Source organism: Mesorhizobium sp. M1006 (assembly GCF_040318825.1).
In the GTDB taxonomy this organism is placed as follows: Bacteria; Pseudomonadota; Alphaproteobacteria; order Rhizobiales; family Rhizobiaceae; genus Mesorhizobium.
The window spans coordinates 118,513-139,123 of the sequence record NZ_JAMYMZ010000005.1 but is presented as its reverse complement, the minus strand read 5'-3'; the positions used below and the strand labels follow the sequence as shown (position 1 = coordinate 139,123).

Here is a 20,611-nt window from a genome sequence, read left to right as displayed (position 1 = left end):
CGAAAGTTTCATGTACCGGAAATGGCGCCGTAATGTGCGGCTCTCTATTTCCTTTGTCGAGGATGCCAATCAAGGGGCGTCCCTTGAAAAGAGGATACGAGAACCATGAATGTTGCCCCCAATTCATATCTGCGCACCCGCAAACGCCTGCTGGCCGCAGCCGCATCCCTGGCCATTGCCGGCGCGATCGGCTTTGGTGCTGTTGCCACCGGGACAGCCCCGGTGCTGGCCGACGCCGTGCGTGTCGAGGCACCGCAGGTCCCGAGCTTCGCCGATGTGGTCGAGCGCGTTTCGCCGGCGGTCGTCAGCGTGCGCGTCAAGGCCAAGATCCAGTCGACGGCCGATGACGGTTCCGGCCAGATGGACGACGAGGACGGCTTAGGCAATCTTCCCGACAACCCGCAGCTGCGCCGGTTCTTCCGCGAATTCCGCGGCTTTGGCGATCAAGGCGGCGATCAAGGCCCGAACGGAATGCGCCGTTTTGGACACCGTGACCGCAACAACGACCAGCCGCGGCCGGTGGCGCAGGGATCCGGTTTCTTCATCTCCGATGACGGCTATCTCGTCACCAACAACCATGTCGTCGAGGAGGGCACCGCCTTCACCGTGGTGACCAATGACGGCAAGGAACTCGACGCCAAGCTGATCGGCACGGACCCGCGCACCGATCTTGCCGTGCTCAAGGTCGATGACGGCAGCAAGTTCACCTATGTCGACTTCGCCGACGATTCCAAGGTTCGCGTCGGCGACTGGGTGGTGGCTGTCGGCAATCCGTTCGGCCTCGGCGGCACGGTTACCGCAGGCATCGTTTCGGCCCGCGGCCGCGATATCGGCGCCGGTCCCTATGACGACTTCATCCAGATCGACGCCTCGGTGAACCGCGGCAATTCGGGCGGCCCGACCTTTAACCTCAACGGCCAAGTTGTCGGCATCAACACCGCGATCTTCTCGCCCTCGGGCGGCAGCGTCGGCATTGCCTTCGACATTCCCGCTTCGACCGCCAAGCAGGTCGTGCAGGATCTGATGAAGAACGGCACCGTGCAGCGCGGCTGGCTCGGTGTCGAGATCCAGCCGGTCACCCCCGAAATCGCCGAGTCGCTTGGCCTTGGGTCCGGCAAGGGCGCGCTCGTTGCCAGCGCGCAGGACAACGGTCCCGGCAAGAAGGCCGGCATCACCGCCGGTGACGTGATCACCCAGGTGGACGGCAAGGACGTTGCTTCGCCGAAGGAACTCGCCCGTCTGATCGGCGCTTACCCGCCCGGCAAATCTGTCGATGTCACGGTGTGGCGCAACGGCAAGAGCGAGGCGGTCAAGGTCGATCTCGGCAAGCTGCCGTCGAGCGACAAGCAGGCCTCGGCCGACCAGCAGCCTGCCCCAGCGCCGAAGACCGACACGCTCGCCGATCTCGGCCTGACCGTCACCAAGTCTGACAATGGCAAGGGCCTTGTGGTGACCGATGTCGACCCTGACAGCGATGCCGCCGATCGCGGCATCCAGCCCGGCGACGTCATCACCTCCGTCAATTCGGCGGAAGTAAACGGCACCGGCGACGTCGACAAGGCGATGGCCGACGCGGTGAAGTCCGGCCGCAAGGCGGTGCTGATGCAGATCACCCGCGATGACAGCAACCGCTTCGTCGCACTGCCTGTCGCCAAGGGCTGAGCGCATGACCCCGAACACGTATTCCGTTTTCGGAAAGGCTCATGCGCCGATTCAAGGTGCTAGAGCGTCCTTTGCGCGTTCAAGAGGACGCGCGGCGCTCTAGTGGTCGACTTTTCCGGTGTGGCGGTTTTCAACACCCCCGAGCCGCCGCAAGGGAAAGCACGGGGCCTGAATACGTTCGTCAGTCATCGTGTTCCGCCCCGGCGGCAGCGGGCCTCCCATCGCCCGCTGCCGCTCGAACATGCCGCTCAAGGCGTGAAGCGGTTTTAGGCTACGACATGCTAAAACAAAGACTTACCGCGTATCCCTGAATCACTTTGTTCGCGATACGCCATGGAGAAGGCCACGATGCATATGCCGGCCACTCAATCTTCCAGCGAAATCGCGTATAACGGTTCTATGAAGATTCTCGTCATAGAAGACGATCGCGAGGCAGCCGACTACCTGCAGAAGGCGTTCGCCGAGGCCGGCCATACCGCCCATGTCGCCGGCGACGGCGAAACCGGCTTTGCGCTCGCCGATTCCGGCGACTATGACGTCATGGTCATTGACCGCATGATGCCGCGCCGCGACGGCCTGTCGGTCATTGCCGGGCTCAGGTCCAGAGGCAATACGACGCCCGTGCTGATCCTGTCGGCGCTCGGCGAAGTCGACGACCGGGTCACCGGTCTGCGCGCCGGCGGCGACGACTATCTGACCAAACCCTACGCCTTTTCGGAACTGCTCGCCCGCGTCGAGGTGCTGAACCGCCGCGCCAGCGCCAGGGAAGCCGAAACCGTCTACCGGGTCGGTGATCTCGAACTCGACCGGCTGTCGCACTCGGTGCGCCGCGCCGGGCGCGAGATAACGCTGCAGCCGCGCGAGTTCCGCCTGCTCGAATATCTGATGCGCCATGCCGGCCAGGTGGTGACCCGCACCATGCTGCTCGAGAATGTCTGGGACTACCATTTCGATCCGCAGACCAATGTCATCGACGTTCATATCTCGCGGCTGCGGGGCAAGATCGAGAAGGGCTTCGACAAGCCGATCCTGCACACGGTTCGCGGCGCCGGCTATATGCTGAAAAGCGGCTAGAACCCCATGGCTCTTTCCGTGCCGGCCATCATGAAGACGACGGCAGCGCGGCTTTCGGCGCTCTACCTCCTGCTGTTCGCCATCTGCGCGGTGCTGCTCGTGTTCTACATGACCTCGCTGTCGGCGCGCATGCTGACCGGCCAGACCCAGGACACGATCAACGACGAGGTGCTCGGCCTCGCCCGCGCCTATCAGCGCGGCGGCCTCCCGCTGCTGGTCCGCGTCGTCGAGCAGCGCTCCCGCCAGCCCGGCGCCAATCTCTATCTGATCGCCGATGCCAACGGCCAGATCCTGACCGGCAACGTGCAGAGTCTGGAGCCGGGCGTGATCGAGGCCGAGGGCTGGACCACCGAGCCGTTCTCCTACCGCCGCTTCGGCGAGGGCGAGCTCGAGCGGCAGCGCAACCCGGTCTCCGACCCGAACGAGCCCGCCCAGAGCGAAGTACAGGCCGAAGGCGAGAAGGGCCATAACGCCATTGCCCTGGTGCTGCGCCTGCCCAACCAGATGATCATGCTGGTCGGCCGCGACCTCGGCGAGCCGGAGCGCTTCCGCGCCGTCATTCGCCGCGCTCTGATGCTGGCGCTCGGCATGATGGGCGTCGGCGGGCTGCTGATCTGGTTCTTCGTCGGGCGCGCGGCGCTGAAGCGCATCGACAGCGTGTCGGAGGCGAGCCGCCGCATCATGGGCGGCGATCTTTCCGGCCGGCTGCCGGTCACCGGCGCCGGCGACGAGTTCGACCGGCTGTCGGAAAACCTCAATTCCATGCTGGCCAGGATCGCCACGCTGAACGAGGGCCTGAAGCAGGTCTCCGACAACATCGCCCACGACCTGAAAACGCCGCTCACCAGGCTGCGCAATCGCGCCGAGGCGACGCTTTCCGGCAAGCACAACACCAGCGACTACCGGCAGGCGCTGGAAGGAACGATCGCCGAATCCGATCAGCTGATAAAGACCTTCAACGCCATCCTGATGATCTCGCGACTGGAAGCCGGCTATTCCTCGGAAAGCACCACCAGGGTTGATCTGGCCGCTGCCGTGCACGACGTCGTCGAACTCTACGAGCCGGTAGCGGAGGAGGCGGGCGTGACGCTCGAAACTTCGGTGCAAGGTTCCTTCGCCGTCAACGGCAATCGCGAGCTGATTGGCCAGGCGCTGTCCAACATCGTCGACAACGCGATCAAATATTCGACCGACTCGACCTCCAGGCCTACGGTTCGCGTGACGCTGGAGCGTGTCGGTAGCGAGATCAGACTCGCCGTCTCCGACAACGGCCAGGGCATTCCCGACGATGTCGACCGCGCCAGGGTGACCGAGCGTTTCGTGCGGCTGGAAAAGAGCCGCTCGCAGCCGGGTTCCGGCCTTGGCTTGAGCCTCGCCAAGGCGATCATGACATTCCACAATGGACGGCTTGAGCTTCTGCCCGGCAATCCCGGATTGTCGGTCGTCATGAGTTTTCCCGGGCGGGACGATCGCTGATGGTTGCAAGGATAGCAGTGCGACGCCTCGAAACGGACTGGCTGTTGAAGCCAGCGGTAGAGCTCGTTCCGCTGGATGCAAGCCGCGCCAGGCAGGAATTGTCGGAGATCGCCGACGCCGCGCGGCAAAAGGAACTGCCGCGACTGGCGAAATTTCTCGCCGGCAAGGGGGTCGTCCAGGATTTCCTCGCCGCCGTGTTCGACCTGTCGCCGTTCCTGCGCGATACCGCGCGCCGCCGGCCACGGATACTCGATGCGCTTTTCGACGGGAGCGTCGAGGCGCGGCTGTCATCGATCGGCGCCGCGGTCGACAAGGCAGCACGCGTAGAGGCCGTCTCCGAAAGCAGCCTGATGATGGAGCTGCGCCAATGTAAGGCGGAGGCGCATTTCCTGATCGCCTTGGCCGATCTCGCCGGCGAGGCCGAGACCTCGCTGACGGTGCGGCGACTGAGCGACCTTGCCGACGCCTGCACGCGTGCGGCTGTCGATTTCCTGCTCCGCGACGCGCATGAGCAAGGCAAGCTCCGATTGCCGGATGCCAAAAATCCGGCGCGACACTCGGGCTGGATCCTGCTCGGCATGGGCAAGCTCGGCGCGCATGAGCTGAACTTCTCCTCCGACATCGACCTCGTCGTCTTCTTCGACCCCGATGCGCCTGCCGTCGTCGATCCGCTCGATGCCACAGAGCTGTTTTCGCGCCTGACCCGCCGGCTTGTCCGTATTCTCCAGGACCGCACCGAGCACGGTTACGTCTTCCGCACCGATCTCAGGCTTCGTCCCGACCCCGGCTCGACGCCGCTGGCGATCCCGGTCGAGGCGGCGCTGCGCTACTATGAGGCGCGCGGCCAGAACTGGGAGCGCGCCGCCATGATCAAGGCCCGCCCGGTGGCCGGCGATTTTGCCGCCGGCGCCGCGTTCCTGAAGGAACTGCAGCCCTATATCTGGCGCAAATACATGGACTATGCGGCGATTGCCGACGTCCATTCGATCAAGCGCCAGATCCACGCCCACAAAGGCCATGGCGAGGTCGCGGTCAAAGGCCACAATGTCAAGCTCGGTCGCGGCGGTATCCGCGAGATCGAGTTCTTCGTCCAGACCCAGCAGCTTATCGCCGGCGGCCGCTTTCCCGAACTGCGCGGCCGCGAGACCGTGCCGATGCTGGGCGAGCTCGCCGCGCGCGGCTGGATCACCGCCGACGCGCGCGATGCGCTCACCAGGCAATACTGGTTCCTGCGCCGCGTCGAACATGCCATCCAGATGGTTGCCGACCAGCAGACGCATATCCTGCCGGAGGACGAAGAGGGGCTGGAGCGCGTCGCCCGCATGCTGGGCTTTGCCGATGCGGCAGGCTTTGCCGAAACGTTCCGCGCGGCGCTGCACCAGGTCGAGCGCCACTATGCAGCGCTGTTCGAAACCGCGCCGGAGCTTTCGGCCGGCATCGGCAATCTGGTCTTTACCGGCGACGTCGACGATCCCGATACCTTGCAGACCTTGCAGCGGCTCGGCTTCCAGCGGCCGAGCGACATCTGCCGGGTTATCCGCGGCTGGCACTTCGGCCGCTACCGCGTCACCAGGTCGGCGGAAGCGCGCGAGCGGCTGACCGAACTGACGCCGGCGCTGCTGCAAGCCTTCGGCCAGACGCGGCGGGCGGACGAGGCAGTGATCCGCTTCGACGAATTCCTTGCCGGCCTGCCTGCCGGCATCCAGCTGTTTTCGCTGCTGCAGTCGAATCCGGCTTTGCTGAAGCTGATGGCGACTATCATGGGCGCGGCACCGCGGCTGGCCGCCATCATCACGCGCCGGCCGCATGTCTTCGATGGGCTGCTCGATCCGGCGCTGCTGAGCGAACTGCCAAACCGCGCCTATCTGTCGGCGCGCCTTGCCGCCTTCCTCGAAGGCGACAGAGCCTATGAAGACGTGCTCGACCGGCTGCGCATCTTTGCTTCGGAGCAAAAATTCCTGATCGGCGTCAGGCTGCTTGCCGGGTCGATCGACCCGTCGCGCGCCGGCCGCGCTTTTTCCGATCTCGCCGACCTGACCATCGAGGCGGCATTGCAGGCGGTGATGGCGGAATTCGCTTTGCGTCATGGCTATATTGCCGGCGGCCGGGTCGCGCTGCTCGGCATGGGCAAGCTCGGCAGCCGCGAACTGACGGCGGGCTCCGACGTCGACCTCATCCTGCTCTACGATCACGACGCCGATGCGGAGGAGTCCGACGGCGACAAGCCGCTTGCCCCGTCGCATTACTACAGCCGGCTGACACAGCGGCTGATCGCCGCCGTTTCCGCGCCGACCGCCGAGGGCGTGCTCTACGAGCTCGACCTTCGCCTGCGGCCGTCCGGCAACAAGGGGCCGGTGGCCACTCATGTCGACGCCTTCAAGAAGTATCAGCGCCAGGACGCCTGGACATGGGAGCACATGGCGCTGGCGCGGGCCCGCACGATCGGCGGCGATGCCGAGCTCTGCCGCGAGATCGAAGGGGACGTTGCCGCAGTACTCGCTCTGCCGCGCGATCCAGCCAAGGTGATGGCCGAGGCATCCGAGATGCGCGCCATGGTCGACAAGGAGAAGCCGCCGCGCGATCCCTGGGACATCAAGCTGATCCCGGGCGGCCTCATCGATCTCGAATTCATTGCCCAGGTTGCGCTGATCACCGGAAAGATCGAGGCAGGCCGCAGGGCCACCGGCACGGCTGAGGTCCTGTCGCGCCTGGCGCCGGATTTCGCCAAGGCCCGGGTCAGGCAGGAACTGGTGGATGCCTATTCGCTCTATCTGGCGCTGACCCAGATGATACGGCTTTGCCTCACCGGCGCGTTCGAACGCGACGACGTTCCGCCAGGGCTTTCCGATCTGCTTCTTGCGGTCACCGACCTGCCGGATTTCGGGGTGCTTGAAGCGCACCTCAAGGAGACGTCGCAGAAGGTCAGAAAGGATTTCGACCTTCTGCTTCGTGCGAAACAACCGTGACGGCAACCAGCCGTACGGGCGAGAGCATCGGGCCCAAAATTGCGACCTGCTTTGGGAGGTTCCGATGTTCAATCAAAGAGATAGAGCGGGGGATTGAAGGTCCGCCGCTCTAGCATCGGGGGTGACGATGCAACAGGAGAAGACCATGAGAAAGACAACCAGACTTGCACTCGTTTTCGCAGCCCTGGCCGGCGCCGTCGGCACCGCTGCCTATGCAGACGAGCACTCCGTGGCCGGGCCGCGCGACGGCATGATGATGCGCCTCGGCAAGGTCATGAAGGACAATGACGGCACCATCACCTTCGACCAGTTCTCCGACGCCATGAACGCGCGGCTGAAGAAGATGGTCGCCGACAATGGCGGCAAGCTGACCGTGGCACAGCTCGCCGACGCGCTCGAGAAAGCACGCTTCGAGCAGATGGCCAGGCGCATCATCGCCCGTTACGACACCAAGGGCGACGGCACGCTGACCGCCGACGACATCACCAGCCGCCAGAAGAAGGTCTTCGCCGTGCTCGACCGTGACAATGACGGCAAGATCGAGAAGAACGAACTGCCGAAGGGTCCCGGCGGTCACCGCCAATGGGACGGCGAGGGCAATGACGGCGCTGACGGAATGCAGTGAGAATTGACAACCGCTCCGGCGGCGCGAGCCGCCGGAGACTTATTTTGTCATTCAGGCAGCCGCCCTGACCGCCTGCGCGGCTTTCTTGATCGGGATGCGTACCGAGACGATCGTGCCGACGCTTTCGGTCGAGCGGATCTTCAACGCGCCACCCTGAAGCTCGGCCAGCGAGCGCGAGATGGCGAGGCCGAGGCCGGAGCCGGCATGGCTCTTGGAGAACTGGTTTTGCACCTGTTCGAATGGCCGCCCGAGCTTGCTCAGCGCCGCCTTCGGGATGCCGCAGCCATTGTCCTCGATCGTCAGGATCAGCGCGCTGGAAATGCTGCGGGCTCTGACCGAGATGTGGCCGCCTTGCCCGGTGAACTTCACCGCATTGGACAGAAGGTTGATGAGGATCTGCTTGATCGCCCTGCGGTCGGCGAACAGCGTCAGCGAATCGGCGATGCGGGTTTCGACGGTGATCGACTTTTCCGCCGCCTGCAGAGAAACGACGCGAACCGTCTCCCTGATGAGCGGGCAGAGATCGATTTCTTCCTGATCCAAGGCGAACTGGCCGGCCTCGATCTTCGACATGTCGAGGATGTCATTGATCACACCGAGAAGATATTTGCCGCTGCCGTTGATGTCGGTGGCATACTCTTCGTAGCGCGGCGAGCCCAGCGGCCCGAACAGCCGCCGCTCCATCAGTTCCGAGAAGCCGATGATCGCGTTGAGCGGGGTGCGCAACTCGTGCGACATGTTGGCCAGGAATTCGGATTTGGCCCGGTTTGCCGCTTCGGCGCGCTCGGTTTCCTTCATGTATTTGCGATTGAGTTCGACGAGCTCGCGCGCCCGTTCTTCTTCCGCGCGGCGGGCAAGGCTGAGGTCATGGATTGTCGCCATCAGCCGGCGCTCGCTGTCGACCAGCTTCTCCTGGTGCAGCTTGATCTGGGTGATGTCGGAGCCGACAGAGACGGTACCGCCGTCCCTTGTCCGCAACTCGTTCACCTGCAGCCAGCGGCCGTCGGCAAGCTGGCGCTCGAAGGTAACGCCTCCCTGCGGTCCGTTGGTGTTGGCAAGCCGCCGCTCCGAGGCGAAGGCCAGCATGCGTTCCTCCAGAACGGCGCGCGGAGCGCCCGGCATCACGTCGCGATCCAACAGGCCGTTGTCCTGCTGGTATTTGGAATTGCACATGATCAGGCGCTCGGACGAATCCCACAGCACGAAAGATTCGTTGATGTTTTCGATGGCCGTCCTCAGGCGCAGGTCCGCCGCTTCGGAGCGCAGCGCCAGATGCCGCTGCTCGGTGACGTCGACGGCGATGCCGATCAGCTGGATCTCCGGCGCTTCCGGGTCGATAACGTGTGCTCTTGCGCGCATCCAAACCCATTGCCCGTCGGCATGGCGCATCCGGAACACCTGGTCGATATGGTCGATCTCGCGTGCGACGATCCTGTTGGCGAGTTCGAACAAATCGCCGTCCTCGGGATGAATGATTTCATCGACTTCGCCGAACGACAGCATCGTGTCACAAGGCTCGTAGCCCAGCATGTCGTACATCGAGCGCGACCAGTACATCTTGCCGCGCACCATGTCCCAATCCCACAGGCCGCAGCGGCCGCGCACCAGCGCCATGTCGATGCGCTGGTGGGCTTCGAGATAGATGCGATCGGCGGCCTGGGCGCGCGCCGCCTGGCCGAAATAGGCGTAGAGGATGATGATCAGCACACCGGCCGTCAGCACGAACAGCGTGACGTTGAGTGAGACCGTCTTGCGCCAGGCGTCAAAAACTGCCTCCCGCGGCACGAACGCTGCCGCGGCACCCTTTCGGCCGTTCGCCAGGCTCACTGCCGCGTACCAGTCCTGTCCGCCGATGCTGACCTCCATCACCCCGGCGCGGTCGCCGAACATGAACAGCGGCTGCCCGCCCTGTACGACGCCATCGAGCGACCGGCCCTCCCAGTGCATCGACTGCGGCGATACGGCAATGATCTTGAAGGCGCTATCGGTGATCGCCAGTACGTGGCTTCGGCCCATCGCGCCCTGACGACCGGTGCTCTCCAGCAGGTCCTGGATCGCGCCGGGCGTGGAACCCATGGTCGCATCGGCAGCGATCGAACTGGCCAGTTGGCCGGCGGCCAGCGCAAGGATCGCCTTGGCGTCGCGCTCGATCTCGTCGCGCTCGTTCATCAGTGACAGAAAGCGCAGTACTGCGATGATCAACAGAAACATGATAATGAGGGCCGGTATCGATCGCCGCAACAGCGGCTCGGCTGCCAGCAGCCGTCGGTAGGCAGGTTCGGCGATGAGCCGCGTATTGCCCGCGAGACCGTCGCTTCGCGCCTCGCGCCGCCCAAAAGCCGTCCCACCGGGCGCGCCCCACGCGTCCGCCTTCGCCATAAATGGCACTCCCCGATTTTCTGTCCCGCTTGACGATCCGGCAACGCCGCACTTCCGAATCGTCACTAAAGAATCAAAGGTGATTCGCCTTGTCCAGAGGCGCGGCGAAAAAAGATTAAAAATCGACTAAAATAACTGGGTTTTCGGGAGGTCTTCCCTTTTTCCCACAAGGGGACAACGGAGGTCGCTTACGCCAGGGTGCGCTCGACGATGTCTCGCAAATCGGCCGACAGCTTCTCGGTATTGGCGATCGAAAGCAACGCCTCCCTTGCCTTGGCCTGCCGCACCGGTTCGAGCGAGCGCCACGACCTGAGCGCCGTCGCCAGCCTGGCGGCCACCTGCGGGTTGCGTTTTTCGACCTGCAGCACCGTTTCGACGAAAAGCCGGTAGCCTTGGCCGTCGGTGCGATGGAAGCCGGTCTGGTTGGCGCTGGAAAACGTGCCGATGAGTGCCCGTACCCGGTTCGGGTTGGCCATCGAGAACGCAGGGTGGCCTGTCAAGGCGCGCACCGCGTCGACGGTTTGCGGGCCGGGCACGCTGGCCTGGATCTGGAACCATTTGTCCATGACCAGCGGATCGGTTGCATATTTCGCCTCGAAATCCGCCAGCGCCTTGGTCGCCTCCGGTGAGCCATGGTGACGGTGCGCAAGCACGGTCAACGCCGCGGCCCGGTCGGTCATGTTGGTCGCCGACTGGAAGTGCCGGGCAGCGAGTTCCGCACCTCCCGGCAGCAAGCACAGATAATCCAGCAGGACATTGCGCAGCGCCCGCCGCCCGGCACTGGCCGCATCCGGGCTGAACGGACCGTTGTCGGCGAGCCGATCGTAAAGTTTGGAGAATATCTCGCGGTTGGTCTCGGCGATCGCAACCGCCAGCGCCTCGCGCGCCGCGAAAATGGCGTCGGGGTCGATGTTCTTGCCGATGTCGCGGGCGATATCGGCCTCGCCGGGCAGCGCCAGCGCCAGTGCCCGATAGGCGGGTTCGAGCGCTTCGTCGCCGCCTATTTTGCCGGCAAGCCCGGTCAGCCGGGCGCTGAACTCGGGTTGCTTGTGGTCCAGGATCTGGCGGAAGGCTGCAATCAGCGCATCGGTCAAAAGCGAGTTGAACGACTGCCAGCGCGAGAAGGCGTCGCTGTCGTGGCCAGCCAGAAAAAACCGGTCGTCGGGCCGCTGCTCGACCGAAAGTGTCACCGGCGCCGAAAAGCCGCGGTTGAGCGACATGGCTGGACGCTCGGCAATCCCGGAAAACCTGACGACATGGCGGCGTTTGCGGATATGGATGACACCGTCCTCGACGTTCGCCCCTTCGGCGCCGCTGTGGGCTATCGCCTCGCCACCGGCGCCAACCAGGCCGAAGGCAAGCGGAATGTGCATCAGCCGCTTGCGGCTTTCCGACGGCGTTGGCGGCACCGACTGCTCGATTTCGAGCGTGAATTCCCGCGCTGCCGGATTATACGCCGAACTGACGGTCAGGTTCGGCGTACCGGCCTGATGATACCACAGCGAAAACTGCGACAGGTCGCGACCCGAGACGTCTTCGAACACTTTGATGAAGTCTTCGATCGTCGCCGCCTGGCCGTCGTGACGTTCGAAGTAGAGGTCCATGCCGGCGCGGAACGTCTCGGCGCCGAGGATGGTATGGATCATGCGCACGACTTCCGAGCCTTTTTCGTAGACCGTCGCCGTGTAGAAATTGTTGATCTCGCGGTAGCGGCGAGGCCGGACCGGATGCGCCAGCGGCCCTTGGTCCTCGGGAAACTGATGGGCGCGCAGCGTACGAACCTCGGCGATGCGCTTGACGGCGCGCGAGCGCTGATCGGCGGAGAATTCGTGGTCGCGGAAAACCGTCAGGCCTTCCTTCAGGCAAAGCTGGAACCAGTCGCGGCAAGTGATTCTGTTACCTGTCCAATTGTGGAAATACTCATGGGCAATGATGGCCTCGATATTGGCGAAATCGGCGTCGGTCGCGGTTTCCTGGTCGGCCAGCACATATTTGTCGTTGAAGATGTTGAGACCCTTGTTCTCCATTGCGCCCATATTGAAGTCGGACACGGCGACGATGTTGAAGACATCGAGGTCGTATTCGCGGCCGAATGCCTCCTCGTCCCATTTCATCGACCGTTTCAAAGCGTCCATGGCGTAGCCGGCGAGCCTCTCCTTGCCCGGTTCGACATAGATTCCGAGCTCGACCCTGCGGCAAGACAGGGTGACAAAACTGTCCGAGATCTTGCCGAGGTCGCCCGCCACCAGCGCAAACAAATAGGACGGCTTGGGGAAGGGGTCGTGCCAGACCGCATAGTGCCAGCCGCCGGCAAGCTCGCCGCTGCCGGCCGGGTTGCCGTTGGACAAAAGCAGCGGCGCCTCATTGCGCTCAGCTTCGATACGCACCGTATAGACCGACAGGATGTCGGGACGGTCGAGGAAATAAGTGATGCGGCGAAAGCCTTCGGCCTCGCATTGCGTGCAATAGACGTCGCTCGAGCGATAGAGGCCCATCAGCGCTTCGTTCTGCGCCGGCGCCAACACGGTTTCAATTCTCAGCTGGAAGCGCCTTGTCGCAGGGGGGCTGATGATTGTCAGTTGATCGGGCGTGACGAGAAAATCCGCAGGGCTCGGCTCCTGGCCGTCGATGGCGATGCCGCGGAGCGTCAGCCCGTCGCCATCCAGCACCAGTGGCACCGACGCCGCAATCCCGTCGCGGCGTTCGACCGTCAGCACGGCGGTCACATGCGTTGCTTCAGGCGAAAGGCGGAAAGTCAGGCTGGTTTCCGGAATGAGATAATCACTGGGGCGATAGTCTTCGAGCTTGAAGACCTGGCCGGTATCTGTGCGCATTCCTTGATTTTTCCTGTCGATCCGGGTGCGGCGGGCGGGTCCGCTGGTCCAAATAATTTGAAGTCTGCGCTCTTTACACGAAACGCTCCCTCGACAAAACTGCAGCGACGTCTATTTCAGGCGATCATTTCCCAAGCATCATCGCGAGGCTTCCATGACCGTCGTCACGCCGAAATTCGGAACGAGCGCCTCTTTGTCGCGTCGCGAGGATATGGCCTTCATCAAGGGCGCGCGGGAGGCGGGTACGATCGGATCGACGCCTGCCGCGCTCAATGCGGTGACCGACGCGCTCTACCGCACCTACGGCATCAGGCATATCGACATGCCGGCAACGCCGGCGTGCATCTGGGCGGCGATCGAGGAAGCAAAAGGGGCGTGACAGCCAGACCGGATTTGCCAGTGCTTGCAGCTGGCGACCTTGCCGGCGAGCACAGCACGCTGACCGGGATCTTGCTCAAGATCGTATCGGTGGCGGTCTTCGTCGGCATGTCGTCCTGCATCAAGGCGGCAGGCACCGTGCCGGCGGGCCAGATCGTCTTCTTCCGCTCCTTCTTTGCCATTTTTCCGATCATCGCCTTCCTCGCCTTCCAGGGAAAACTCGGAACCGCCTTTTCGACAAAGCGCCCGCTCAACCACATTGCGCGCGGCGTCGTCGGTGTCTGTGCCATGGGGCTCGGCTTCTTCGCGCTGACGCGGCTGCCGCTGCCGGAGGCGATCACACTGAACTACGCGCAGCCGCTGCTGGTCGTGGTGTTCAGCTCGATCTTCCTCGGCGAAGCCATCCGCATCTATCGCTGGAGTGCGGTTGCCGTCGGCCTGGTCGGGGTGCTGATCATCTCGTGGCCGGAACTGACGCTGCTCAGTTCGGGCGCTGCCCTCGGCGATCAGGAGGTGCTTGGCGTCATCGCCGCCCTCATAGCCGCGGCGATCTCGGCCATCGCCATGCTCCTGGTTCGCAACCTCGTCCAGAGCGAGCGGACGGCGACCATCGTGCTGTGGTTTTCGGTAACCGCGAGCGTCATGGCGCTGCTTTCGCTGCCATTCGGCTGGCAGGCGCTGACGCCAGCGCAGGCGGGGCTTCTGATTGCCGCGGGTTTTTGCGGCGGGCTTGGCCAGATCCTGATGACCTCGGCCTATCGCCATGCCGAGGCTTCCGTCGTAGCACCGTTCGAATACACTTCGATGATCCTCGGCGTCGTCGTCGGCTATCTGGTCTTTGGCGATATCGCCACGATCAACATGCTGGTCGGCGGCATGATCGTGGTTGCGGCGGGGATTTTCATCATCTGGCGCGAGCGCCAGCTGGGTCTCGAACGCACCCGCACCCGCAAGGCCGTTGCGCCGGAAGGGTGATCAACCCGCTGCGTCGGTCCGCTCTTTCGCCAGCCGCATCAGCACCGCCCGCGTCTGCTCGTCGGCGGGGAAAAAAGATTCGATCGCCAGCTCCGCCAGCGTCACGTCGAGCGGCGTGCCGAACACGGTGATGGTGCTGATGAACGACAGCACCGCGTCGCCATGGGCAAGCTTGAGCGGATGGACAATCGCGTTCGGTTCGACCGGCGCCGGCCGGCTGCCTTTAAGGCCGGACGGATAGGCCCGAAGCTCGCGCTCGAGCTCGACCAGAACCGGATCGGCGGCAGCGTCGTTCTGCCGCTTCAGGCGCTCCAGAAGATGCGTCCGCCATTCCGCAAGATCGACGATGCGCGGCGCGATGCCGCCGGGATGCAGGCTGAGACGCAAAACGTTGACCGGCGGCTTCAGCAGTGAGGCGTCGGCGACATTGGCGAGGAACGGGCCGATGGCGGCGTTCGCCGACACCAGGTTCCAATGCCGGTCGACGGCAAGCGCCGGGAACGGCTCGTGCGCCTTGAGCACGGTCTCGACCGCCGCCATCGCCGGTGCCATCGAGGCATCGTCAAGTGGTCGTTCGCTGAAGCTCGGGGCAAAGCCGGCGGCCAGCAGCAGCTGGTTGCGCTGCCTGAGCGGGATCGAAAGCTGCTCCGCCAGATGCAGCACCATGTCACGCGAGGGTGCGGCGCGGCCGCTTTCAACGAAACTCAGATGCCGCTGCGAGATCTCGGCCTCCATGGCGAGGTCGAGCTGGCTCATGCGCCGGCGTGTACGCCATTCGCGAATGAGACTGCCGGCGGAAATCTGGGCTGCTGTCATAACGAGATGACTAGGCCGGCAGTGGGCGCATTTCAATTACCTGCGAGATCATGATGCCGCCCTTCCTTCCTCGCAAGGGGAGGACGGAAGACGCGTTCTGCACCGTTACCCAAGTGCCCGCAACTTCGCCTTCACTTCGAGGAAATCCCGCCACGCCAGCTTCTTGTGCGCAGGCGTTCTCAACAAATAGGCCGGATGCAGGGTCGGCATGGCGGGAATGGCGACGCCAGACGGGGTCGTGTGGACGCGCCAGTTGCCGCGCAGCCGCAATATGCCTTCGGAGGTGTTGAGCAGGGTCTTTGCCGACGGGCCGCCGAGATTGACCAGCACCTTCGGATTGACCAGTTCGATCTGCCGCTCGATGAACGGCCGGCAGATCTCGGTCTCGTGCGGCGTCGGCGTGCGGTTGCCCGGCGGCCGCCAGGGAATCACGTTGGCGATGTAGGCAGATGTCCGGTCAAGACCGATCGCGGCCAGCATGCGGTCGAGCAGCCGGCCCGAGCGGCCGACGAACGGCAAGCCCTCTATGTCCTCGTCGCGGCCCGGCGCTTCGCCGACCAGCATCACCGCGGCAGTCGGATTGCCGTCGGCGAACACCAGGTTCTTGGCGGTGAATTTAAGATTGCAGCCGTCGAATGCCGCCATGTGCTGGCGAAGCTCGTCGAGGTTTGCCGCCGATCTCGCCAGTTGCCGCGCCAATGCCGCCTGCGCCTCGTCGGGCACCGTTGACATGGCCGGGGACGTTCGCACTGCCGGTGCCGTATTCGGTCTCTCGCCCATTTCGCCGCGCGACACGCTCGTCGAGCGATGAGGCGATGCATTTTCACCGGCCGGCAGAGCGGCCGCCGCAGGCACCCGCTCCGGCGGCCTGGCTTCTGCAAACCTGTTTACCGGCTGTTCTTCAAGTGCCTCGTCGACGCCGGCGCTGGCGTAGAAGGCCAGCAGCTCGGCGAGATCGGCTCGGCTAGTGTGGGGGGCGGCAGTCATGGTTTCACATTCGGCCGCGGAGCTTGAATTTGCAAGTTCAGCTCGACGGTATGCGCGGATCCTGCACCAGATAGAACGTCCAGCGCGGCGTGTAGTCGGTGATCAGGAAATAGAAGCTGGCGGTCTTCAGCGGGTCGATCTTGCCGTTCTTGAACAGCAGGCGGTCATACGGTTCGAAATTGCGGTCGAAATCGGCGTAGCTGCTCGACCAGATATTTTCGGGCGTTTTGTTGCGCTGGTCGAACGACAGGCCGTCGCCGAACACGCTCGGCTGGTCGAGGATCTCCTGGAGTTCGAACTGGAACTCGACCCAGGCTTGGCCGCTATTGTTGAGCACGTCGATGCGCATATACATCAGACCATTGGCGAAGTCTCCCGCCTTGCCGAACGGCTGGATCGGCCTTGTCGTGCGAATGGCCAGCGTTACCGGCGTCGCTGAATTCAGCTCTTCGGTGATGACCAGCGGATCCTCTTTCGTGCCGATGCCGGAAGCCCCGGTGATGCGGAAACCGCCGCGCTCGTCGGAAAAGGAATAGGCGCCGGTCGCCCAGACCAGTTGCTGCTCGGCACGGGCATCGAGGGCCGTCAGTGGCAGAAGCGCCAAGAGCGCCGCACGGCAAAACCGGCCGGGCGTGAAAAAAAAGCGCGTCGATGAAAAGCCAGCCGGCCCGAATATGCGCATGGCGGGAAGTATGGCCGATAAGCAAGCCGTCGAACAATTAAAAACATCAGTGCGACATATCTGTGCAAACGGAATAGGATTGAAGATTGATGCTCGTCACCGCGAATCTGTGCGGCAGGACGCGACTTTTTGATGAAATCGGTATTGTCACGTCCGCGCCGGTTTCCCGTCGCTATTTGATGCGCTATGCAGCGCGTGAGCCAGCAAGATGCCGGGAATAGCGAGCCAGTGAGGGATCGATGAGCGATATCGAACGCGAAAGCATGGAATTCGACGTGGTCATCGTCGGCGCCGGCCCGGCCGGCCTCGCCGCCGCGATCCGTCTCAAGCAGGTCAATCCCGAGCTTTCCGTCGTCGCGCTGGAAAAGGGCGGCGAAGTCGGCGCGCACATCCTGTCCGGCGCCGTCGTCGATCCGATCGGCATCGACCGGCTGCTGCCCGGCTGGCGCGAAGAGGAGGGTCATCCCTTCAGGACACCGGTCACCGACGACCATTTCCTGGTTCTCGGCCCCGCCGGTTCGTTCCGTCTGCCCAATATCCTGATGCCGCCGCTGATGAACAATCACGGCAACTATATCGTCTCGCTCGGCAATGTCTGCCGCTGGCTGGCGACCAAGGCCGAGGCGCTGGGCGTCGAGATCTATCCGGGCTTTGCCGCGGTCGGCCTGCTCTACAACGAGGCCGGTGCGGTCACTGGCGTCGTCACCGGCGACATGGGCGTCGAGAAGGACGGCACGCACGGTCCGGGCTTTGCGCCGGGCATGGCGCTGATGGGCAAATATGTCTTGATCGGCGAGGGCGCGCGCGGCTCGCTGGCCAAGCAACTGATCGCCAAATACCACCTTTCCGACGGTCGTGAGCCCGGAAAATACGGCATCGGCCTCAAGGAACTCTGGCAGATCAAACCGGAAAACCACCGGCCGGGCCTTGTCCAGCATTCCTTCGGCTGGCCGCTCGATTTGAAGACCGGCGGCGGCTCCTTCCTCTACCATCTCGAGGACAACCAGGTGGCAGTCGGCTTCGTCGTTCACCTGAACTACAAGAATCCCTATCTGTCGCCCTTTGACGAGTTTCAGCGCTTCAAGACCCATCCGGCGATCCGCGGCACCTTCGAGGGTGCCAAGCGGCTGGGCTATGGTGCCCGCGCCATCACCGAAGGCGGCTGGCAATCGGTGCCGAAACTGTCCTTCCCTGGCGGTGCGCTGATCGGCTGCGCAGCCGGCTTCGTCAACGTGCCGCGCATCAAGGGCTCGCACAATGCCGTGCTCTCCGGAATGCTGGCGGCCGAGCATGTCTGTGATGCGATAGCCGCCGGCCGCACCAATGACGAGCTGGCCTCCTACGAGGCCGCCTGGCGCGCCACCGATATCGGCAAGGACCTGAAGAAAGTGCGCAACGTCAAGCCGCTATGGTCGCGCTTCGGCACCATTGTCGGCGTCGGCCTTGGCGGCCTCGACATGTGGCTGAACACGCTGTTCGGCTTCTCGCCCTTCGGCACGATGAAGCACGGCAGGGCCGACTATGCGACGCTGGAACCGGCCGCCGCGCACCAGAAGATCGCCTACCCGAAGCCGGACGGGGTGCTGACCTTCGACCGGCTGTCGTCGGTGTTCCTGTCCAACACCAACCACGAGGAGAACGAGCCGGTGCATCTGCTCGTCGCCGACATGGACCTGCAGAAGCGCTCTGAGCATGACGTCTATGCGGGACCCTCGACGCGTTACTGCCCGGCCAGCGTCTACGAATGGGTCGACAAGGATGGCAATGCCGCCGCCGATCCTGCGGCCAAGGATGTGCGCTTCGTCATCAACGCGCAGAACTGCGTGCACTGCAAGACTTGCGATATCAAGGACCCGAACCAGAACATAAATTGGGTGCCGCCACAGGGCGGCGAGGGCCCGGTCTACCAGAACATGTAAGTCACAAGGTTTGCTCCGGACTAAACAAGATGAGGAGCAGCGCAACCGTAGGATTGTTGAATAAACCGCCTGCCTGTGTTTCCTTTCTGCGGCGACAGGGAGGAAGGAAAAATGCGCCTGGCAGTTCTGACGAGCGTTGTGGCGATCGGGGCATTGTGCGCCCCTGCAGCCTTGGCCGGCACTAAGGTGCTGGTCAAGACACGAACTTACAACATTGCCGGAACCACCGGCGCGGCCCTGATCGAGGCCATGGATCGCAGTGGGCCGAAGCACGGCTTCATGACCCACGCCATCGCGCAGACCGGCTACAGCGTCGATGATTGGACCTTCGACGCCCAACGGGAAAACGGCGTCTGCCGCCTGCGCCAGGCCAACGGGACGCTCAATCTCTTCTATACCTATCCCAAACTAGTCTCAGCCACGTCGCCTGCGCTGCAGAAGCGCTGGAAGCGGTTCTTCGCTGGCGTTCGCGCCCATGAAGAGACCCATGGCCGCATCGCCAGACAGATGATGCGGGCCACCGAAAAGTCGGTTCGAGGGCTGACAGTCGGTGATGACCCGCACTGTTTCGAGGCACGTCGCGAGGCAAAGCGCCGGATCAATGCCATCTATGCCGAATACGAGGCAAAGCAGATCGCCTTCGATGCGCACGAGCATCGCGACGGCGGCCCTGTCGAGCACCTCATCCGCGCTTTTGTGGGCCAGTAATAAGCCAGGTCGAGATTGGACTGCGGATTTTCAGCTTCGCGTCCCGCCAGGCAGCGCCGCAAGCGCGGTCGCCGTCTGGTGCTCGTCGAGCGGCTTTTGTTCATCCGACCGAAGCGAAAACTCCACCAGCACCGGCAGATGGTCTGAGCCGGTGTCCTCAAGGGTCGACGCCGATTGAATAACAATGGCGCCCTTGCTGAAGACCTGGTCGATCGGCAGTCCGGCGAAGCGCAGGAAATCCGGCAGCCTTCTGTAGAGCCAGGTCGGCCCGACCGACGGCATTACAGTCAGCTTGCCAAGCGATGCGACGCGCCGGACGGCGGCGCTCCATGGCGCTGCGTTGCAGTCGCCTGCCAGGATCGACGTCTCGCCAAGCGAGGCGATTTCGTCAGACAACCCTCCAATCTGCCGTGATTGGTTGTGCGGCCATGGCCAGGTGAGGTGGATGGCGGCGACATCGACGTCGGTTCCGCCGAAATCGACCGTGGCGATCGCCATCGCGCCGCGGCTGTCGCAGTGCGGCTCCGTGCCTATGCCAAACGGTCGTCTGGACAGCAGCGCAACGCCGAACACGCCATTGGGATATGGGCAGAGGATCCGGTAGGGATAGCCGCCGGATAGCAGCCCAAGCTTTGCCTTCCACGTTTCGGACACCTCGTCGAGGGTGATAACATCAGGCTGGGTCCGGCCGATCAGCGACAGCACCTTCTCAGGCGTTGGATTGTTGAACCTGAGGTTCATCTGCAGCAGGCGGTAGACTGGCTCGTCACCGAGTTTGGCTTCGTAGGCGGCCTGCACCTGCCATAGCCGCGAAAGCGGCAAGGCATTCTGCGTGGTGGCAAAGGAGGCTATCGCAAACAGCAATGCGACCGCGGCCTGCAGGCGAAACGAGGTGGCGAGCAGCGGCAGCGCGCAAAGCGCCATCAGCACCGAAAAATGGACGCGGAAATGAGCAAAGGAATCGAGGGCCGGATGCAGCGATCCGAAGAACCCGGCCACCAGCGCGGCCGAGAGTGCAAGCATTGCGACGAATGCCAGCGCAACCGTCATGTCCCGAACACGTGCCATCGCTTTGTCTATCGGCAGAAGTGCGGCTCAATCAAGATGACGAAATGTCCTGACCTGGACCG

At 63.6% G+C, this 20,611-nt stretch carries 16 protein-coding genes; 10 read left to right on the top strand and 6 right to left on the bottom strand.

All coding sequences use genetic code 11. The features are described from left to right. The first annotated feature begins 105 nt into the window (after positions 1-105). The 5 genes from NKH60_RS06710 to NKH60_RS06690 all read left to right on the top strand — a co-directional run bounded on the left by NKH60_RS06710 (position 106) and on the right by NKH60_RS06690 (position 7,803). Entirely contained in the window at positions 106-1,662 is a 1,557-nt protein-coding gene (locus tag NKH60_RS06710) for a Do family serine endopeptidase (RefSeq protein ID WP_352871548.1), read from the top strand. A 399-nt stretch (positions 1,663-2,061) separates the two neighbouring features. After that, positions 2,062-2,736 carry a response regulator transcription factor gene (locus NKH60_RS06705; RefSeq protein WP_352454335.1) on the top strand — a complete coding sequence of 225 codons (675 nt, stop codon included), beginning with the start codon at positions 2,062-2,064 and terminating at the stop codon, positions 2,734-2,736. A gap of 6 nt (positions 2,737-2,742) precedes the next feature. Next, positions 2,743-4,212 carry a sensor histidine kinase gene (locus NKH60_RS06700; protein ID WP_352819406.1) on the top strand — a complete coding sequence of 490 codons (1,470 nt, stop codon included), beginning with the start codon at positions 2,743-2,745 and terminating at the stop codon, positions 4,210-4,212. Next, positions 4,212-7,178 carry a bifunctional [glutamine synthetase] adenylyltransferase/[glutamine synthetase]-adenylyl-L-tyrosine phosphorylase gene (locus NKH60_RS06695; protein ID WP_352871546.1) on the top strand — a complete coding sequence of 989 codons (2,967 nt, stop codon included), beginning with the start codon at positions 4,212-4,214 and terminating at the stop codon, positions 7,176-7,178. Before NKH60_RS06700 ends, NKH60_RS06695 begins: the two co-directional genes overlap by 1 nt. Positions 7,179-7,323: 145 nt before the next feature. Further along, positions 7,324-7,803, top strand: a complete 480-nt coding sequence (locus NKH60_RS06690) for an EF-hand domain-containing protein (protein WP_352833169.1) — start codon at positions 7,324-7,326, stop codon at positions 7,801-7,803. Positions 7,804-7,854: 51 nt separating this feature from the next. Here the strand turns inward: NKH60_RS06690 and NKH60_RS06685 are convergent, their stop codons facing one another. Both NKH60_RS06685 and pepN read right to left on the bottom strand, forming a co-directional pair. Further along, positions 7,855-10,182: a PAS domain-containing sensor histidine kinase gene (locus tag NKH60_RS06685; RefSeq protein ID WP_352833172.1), complete on the bottom strand. Its 2,328-nt coding sequence runs from the start codon at positions 10,180-10,182 to the stop codon at positions 7,855-7,857. A 188-nt stretch (positions 10,183-10,370) separates the two neighbouring features. Next, entirely contained in the window at positions 10,371-13,016 is a 2,646-nt protein-coding gene (gene pepN / locus NKH60_RS06680; RefSeq protein WP_352871543.1) for an aminopeptidase N, read from the bottom strand. 154 nt (positions 13,017-13,170) lie between these two features. Between pepN and NKH60_RS06675 the strand changes: the two genes are divergently transcribed. After that, positions 13,171-13,395 (top strand): hypothetical protein, encoded by a 225-nt coding sequence (locus NKH60_RS06675; protein WP_352685916.1) that lies wholly within the window; start codon positions 13,171-13,173, stop codon positions 13,393-13,395. Further along, positions 13,392-14,369, top strand: a complete 978-nt coding sequence (locus tag NKH60_RS06670) for a DMT family transporter (protein WP_502896524.1) — start codon at positions 13,392-13,394, stop codon at positions 14,367-14,369. Before NKH60_RS06675 ends, NKH60_RS06670 begins: the two co-directional genes overlap by 4 nt. Here the strand turns inward: NKH60_RS06670 and NKH60_RS06665 are convergent, their stop codons facing one another. The 3 genes from NKH60_RS06665 to NKH60_RS06655 all read right to left on the bottom strand — a co-directional run bounded on the left by NKH60_RS06665 (position 14,370) and on the right by NKH60_RS06655 (position 16,854). Then, entirely contained in the window at positions 14,370-15,185 is an 816-nt protein-coding gene (locus tag NKH60_RS06665; protein WP_352685898.1) for a helix-turn-helix domain-containing protein, read from the bottom strand. 105 nt (positions 15,186-15,290) lie between these two features. Then, positions 15,291-16,172 carry a uracil-DNA glycosylase gene (locus tag NKH60_RS06660; RefSeq protein ID WP_352501793.1) on the bottom strand — a complete coding sequence of 294 codons (882 nt, stop codon included), beginning with the start codon at positions 16,170-16,172 and terminating at the stop codon, positions 15,291-15,293. A 37-nt stretch (positions 16,173-16,209) separates the two neighbouring features. Continuing rightward, positions 16,210-16,854 carry a hypothetical protein gene (locus NKH60_RS06655; RefSeq protein ID WP_023677808.1) on the bottom strand — a complete coding sequence of 215 codons (645 nt, stop codon included), beginning with the start codon at positions 16,852-16,854 and terminating at the stop codon, positions 16,210-16,212. Here NKH60_RS06655 and NKH60_RS06650 point away from each other — a divergent pair. The 3 genes from NKH60_RS06650 to NKH60_RS06640 all read left to right on the top strand — a co-directional run bounded on the left by NKH60_RS06650 (position 16,805) and on the right by NKH60_RS06640 (position 19,481). Beyond that, positions 16,805-16,987 carry a hypothetical protein gene (locus NKH60_RS06650; RefSeq protein WP_198023574.1) on the top strand — a complete coding sequence of 61 codons (183 nt, stop codon included), beginning with the start codon at positions 16,805-16,807 and terminating at the stop codon, positions 16,985-16,987. The two genes, NKH60_RS06655 and NKH60_RS06650, sit on opposite strands and share 50 nt — an antisense overlap. A 106-nt stretch (positions 16,988-17,093) precedes the next feature. After that, a complete protein-coding gene (locus NKH60_RS06645) occupies positions 17,094-18,773 on the top strand; it encodes an electron transfer flavoprotein-ubiquinone oxidoreductase (RefSeq protein WP_352871540.1) in 1,680 nt (559 codons plus the stop codon). Positions 18,774-18,884: 111 nt separating this feature from the next. Further along, positions 18,885-19,481, top strand: a complete 597-nt coding sequence (locus NKH60_RS06640; RefSeq protein ID WP_352501795.1) for a DUF922 domain-containing protein — start codon at positions 18,885-18,887, stop codon at positions 19,479-19,481. A gap of 30 nt (positions 19,482-19,511) precedes the next feature. Here NKH60_RS06640 and NKH60_RS06635 read toward each other — a convergent pair whose 3' ends face one another. Then, positions 19,512-20,549 (bottom strand): endonuclease/exonuclease/phosphatase family protein, encoded by a 1,038-nt coding sequence (locus NKH60_RS06635; protein ID WP_352871538.1) that lies wholly within the window; start codon positions 20,547-20,549, stop codon positions 19,512-19,514. Positions 20,550-20,611 lie beyond the last annotated feature (62 nt).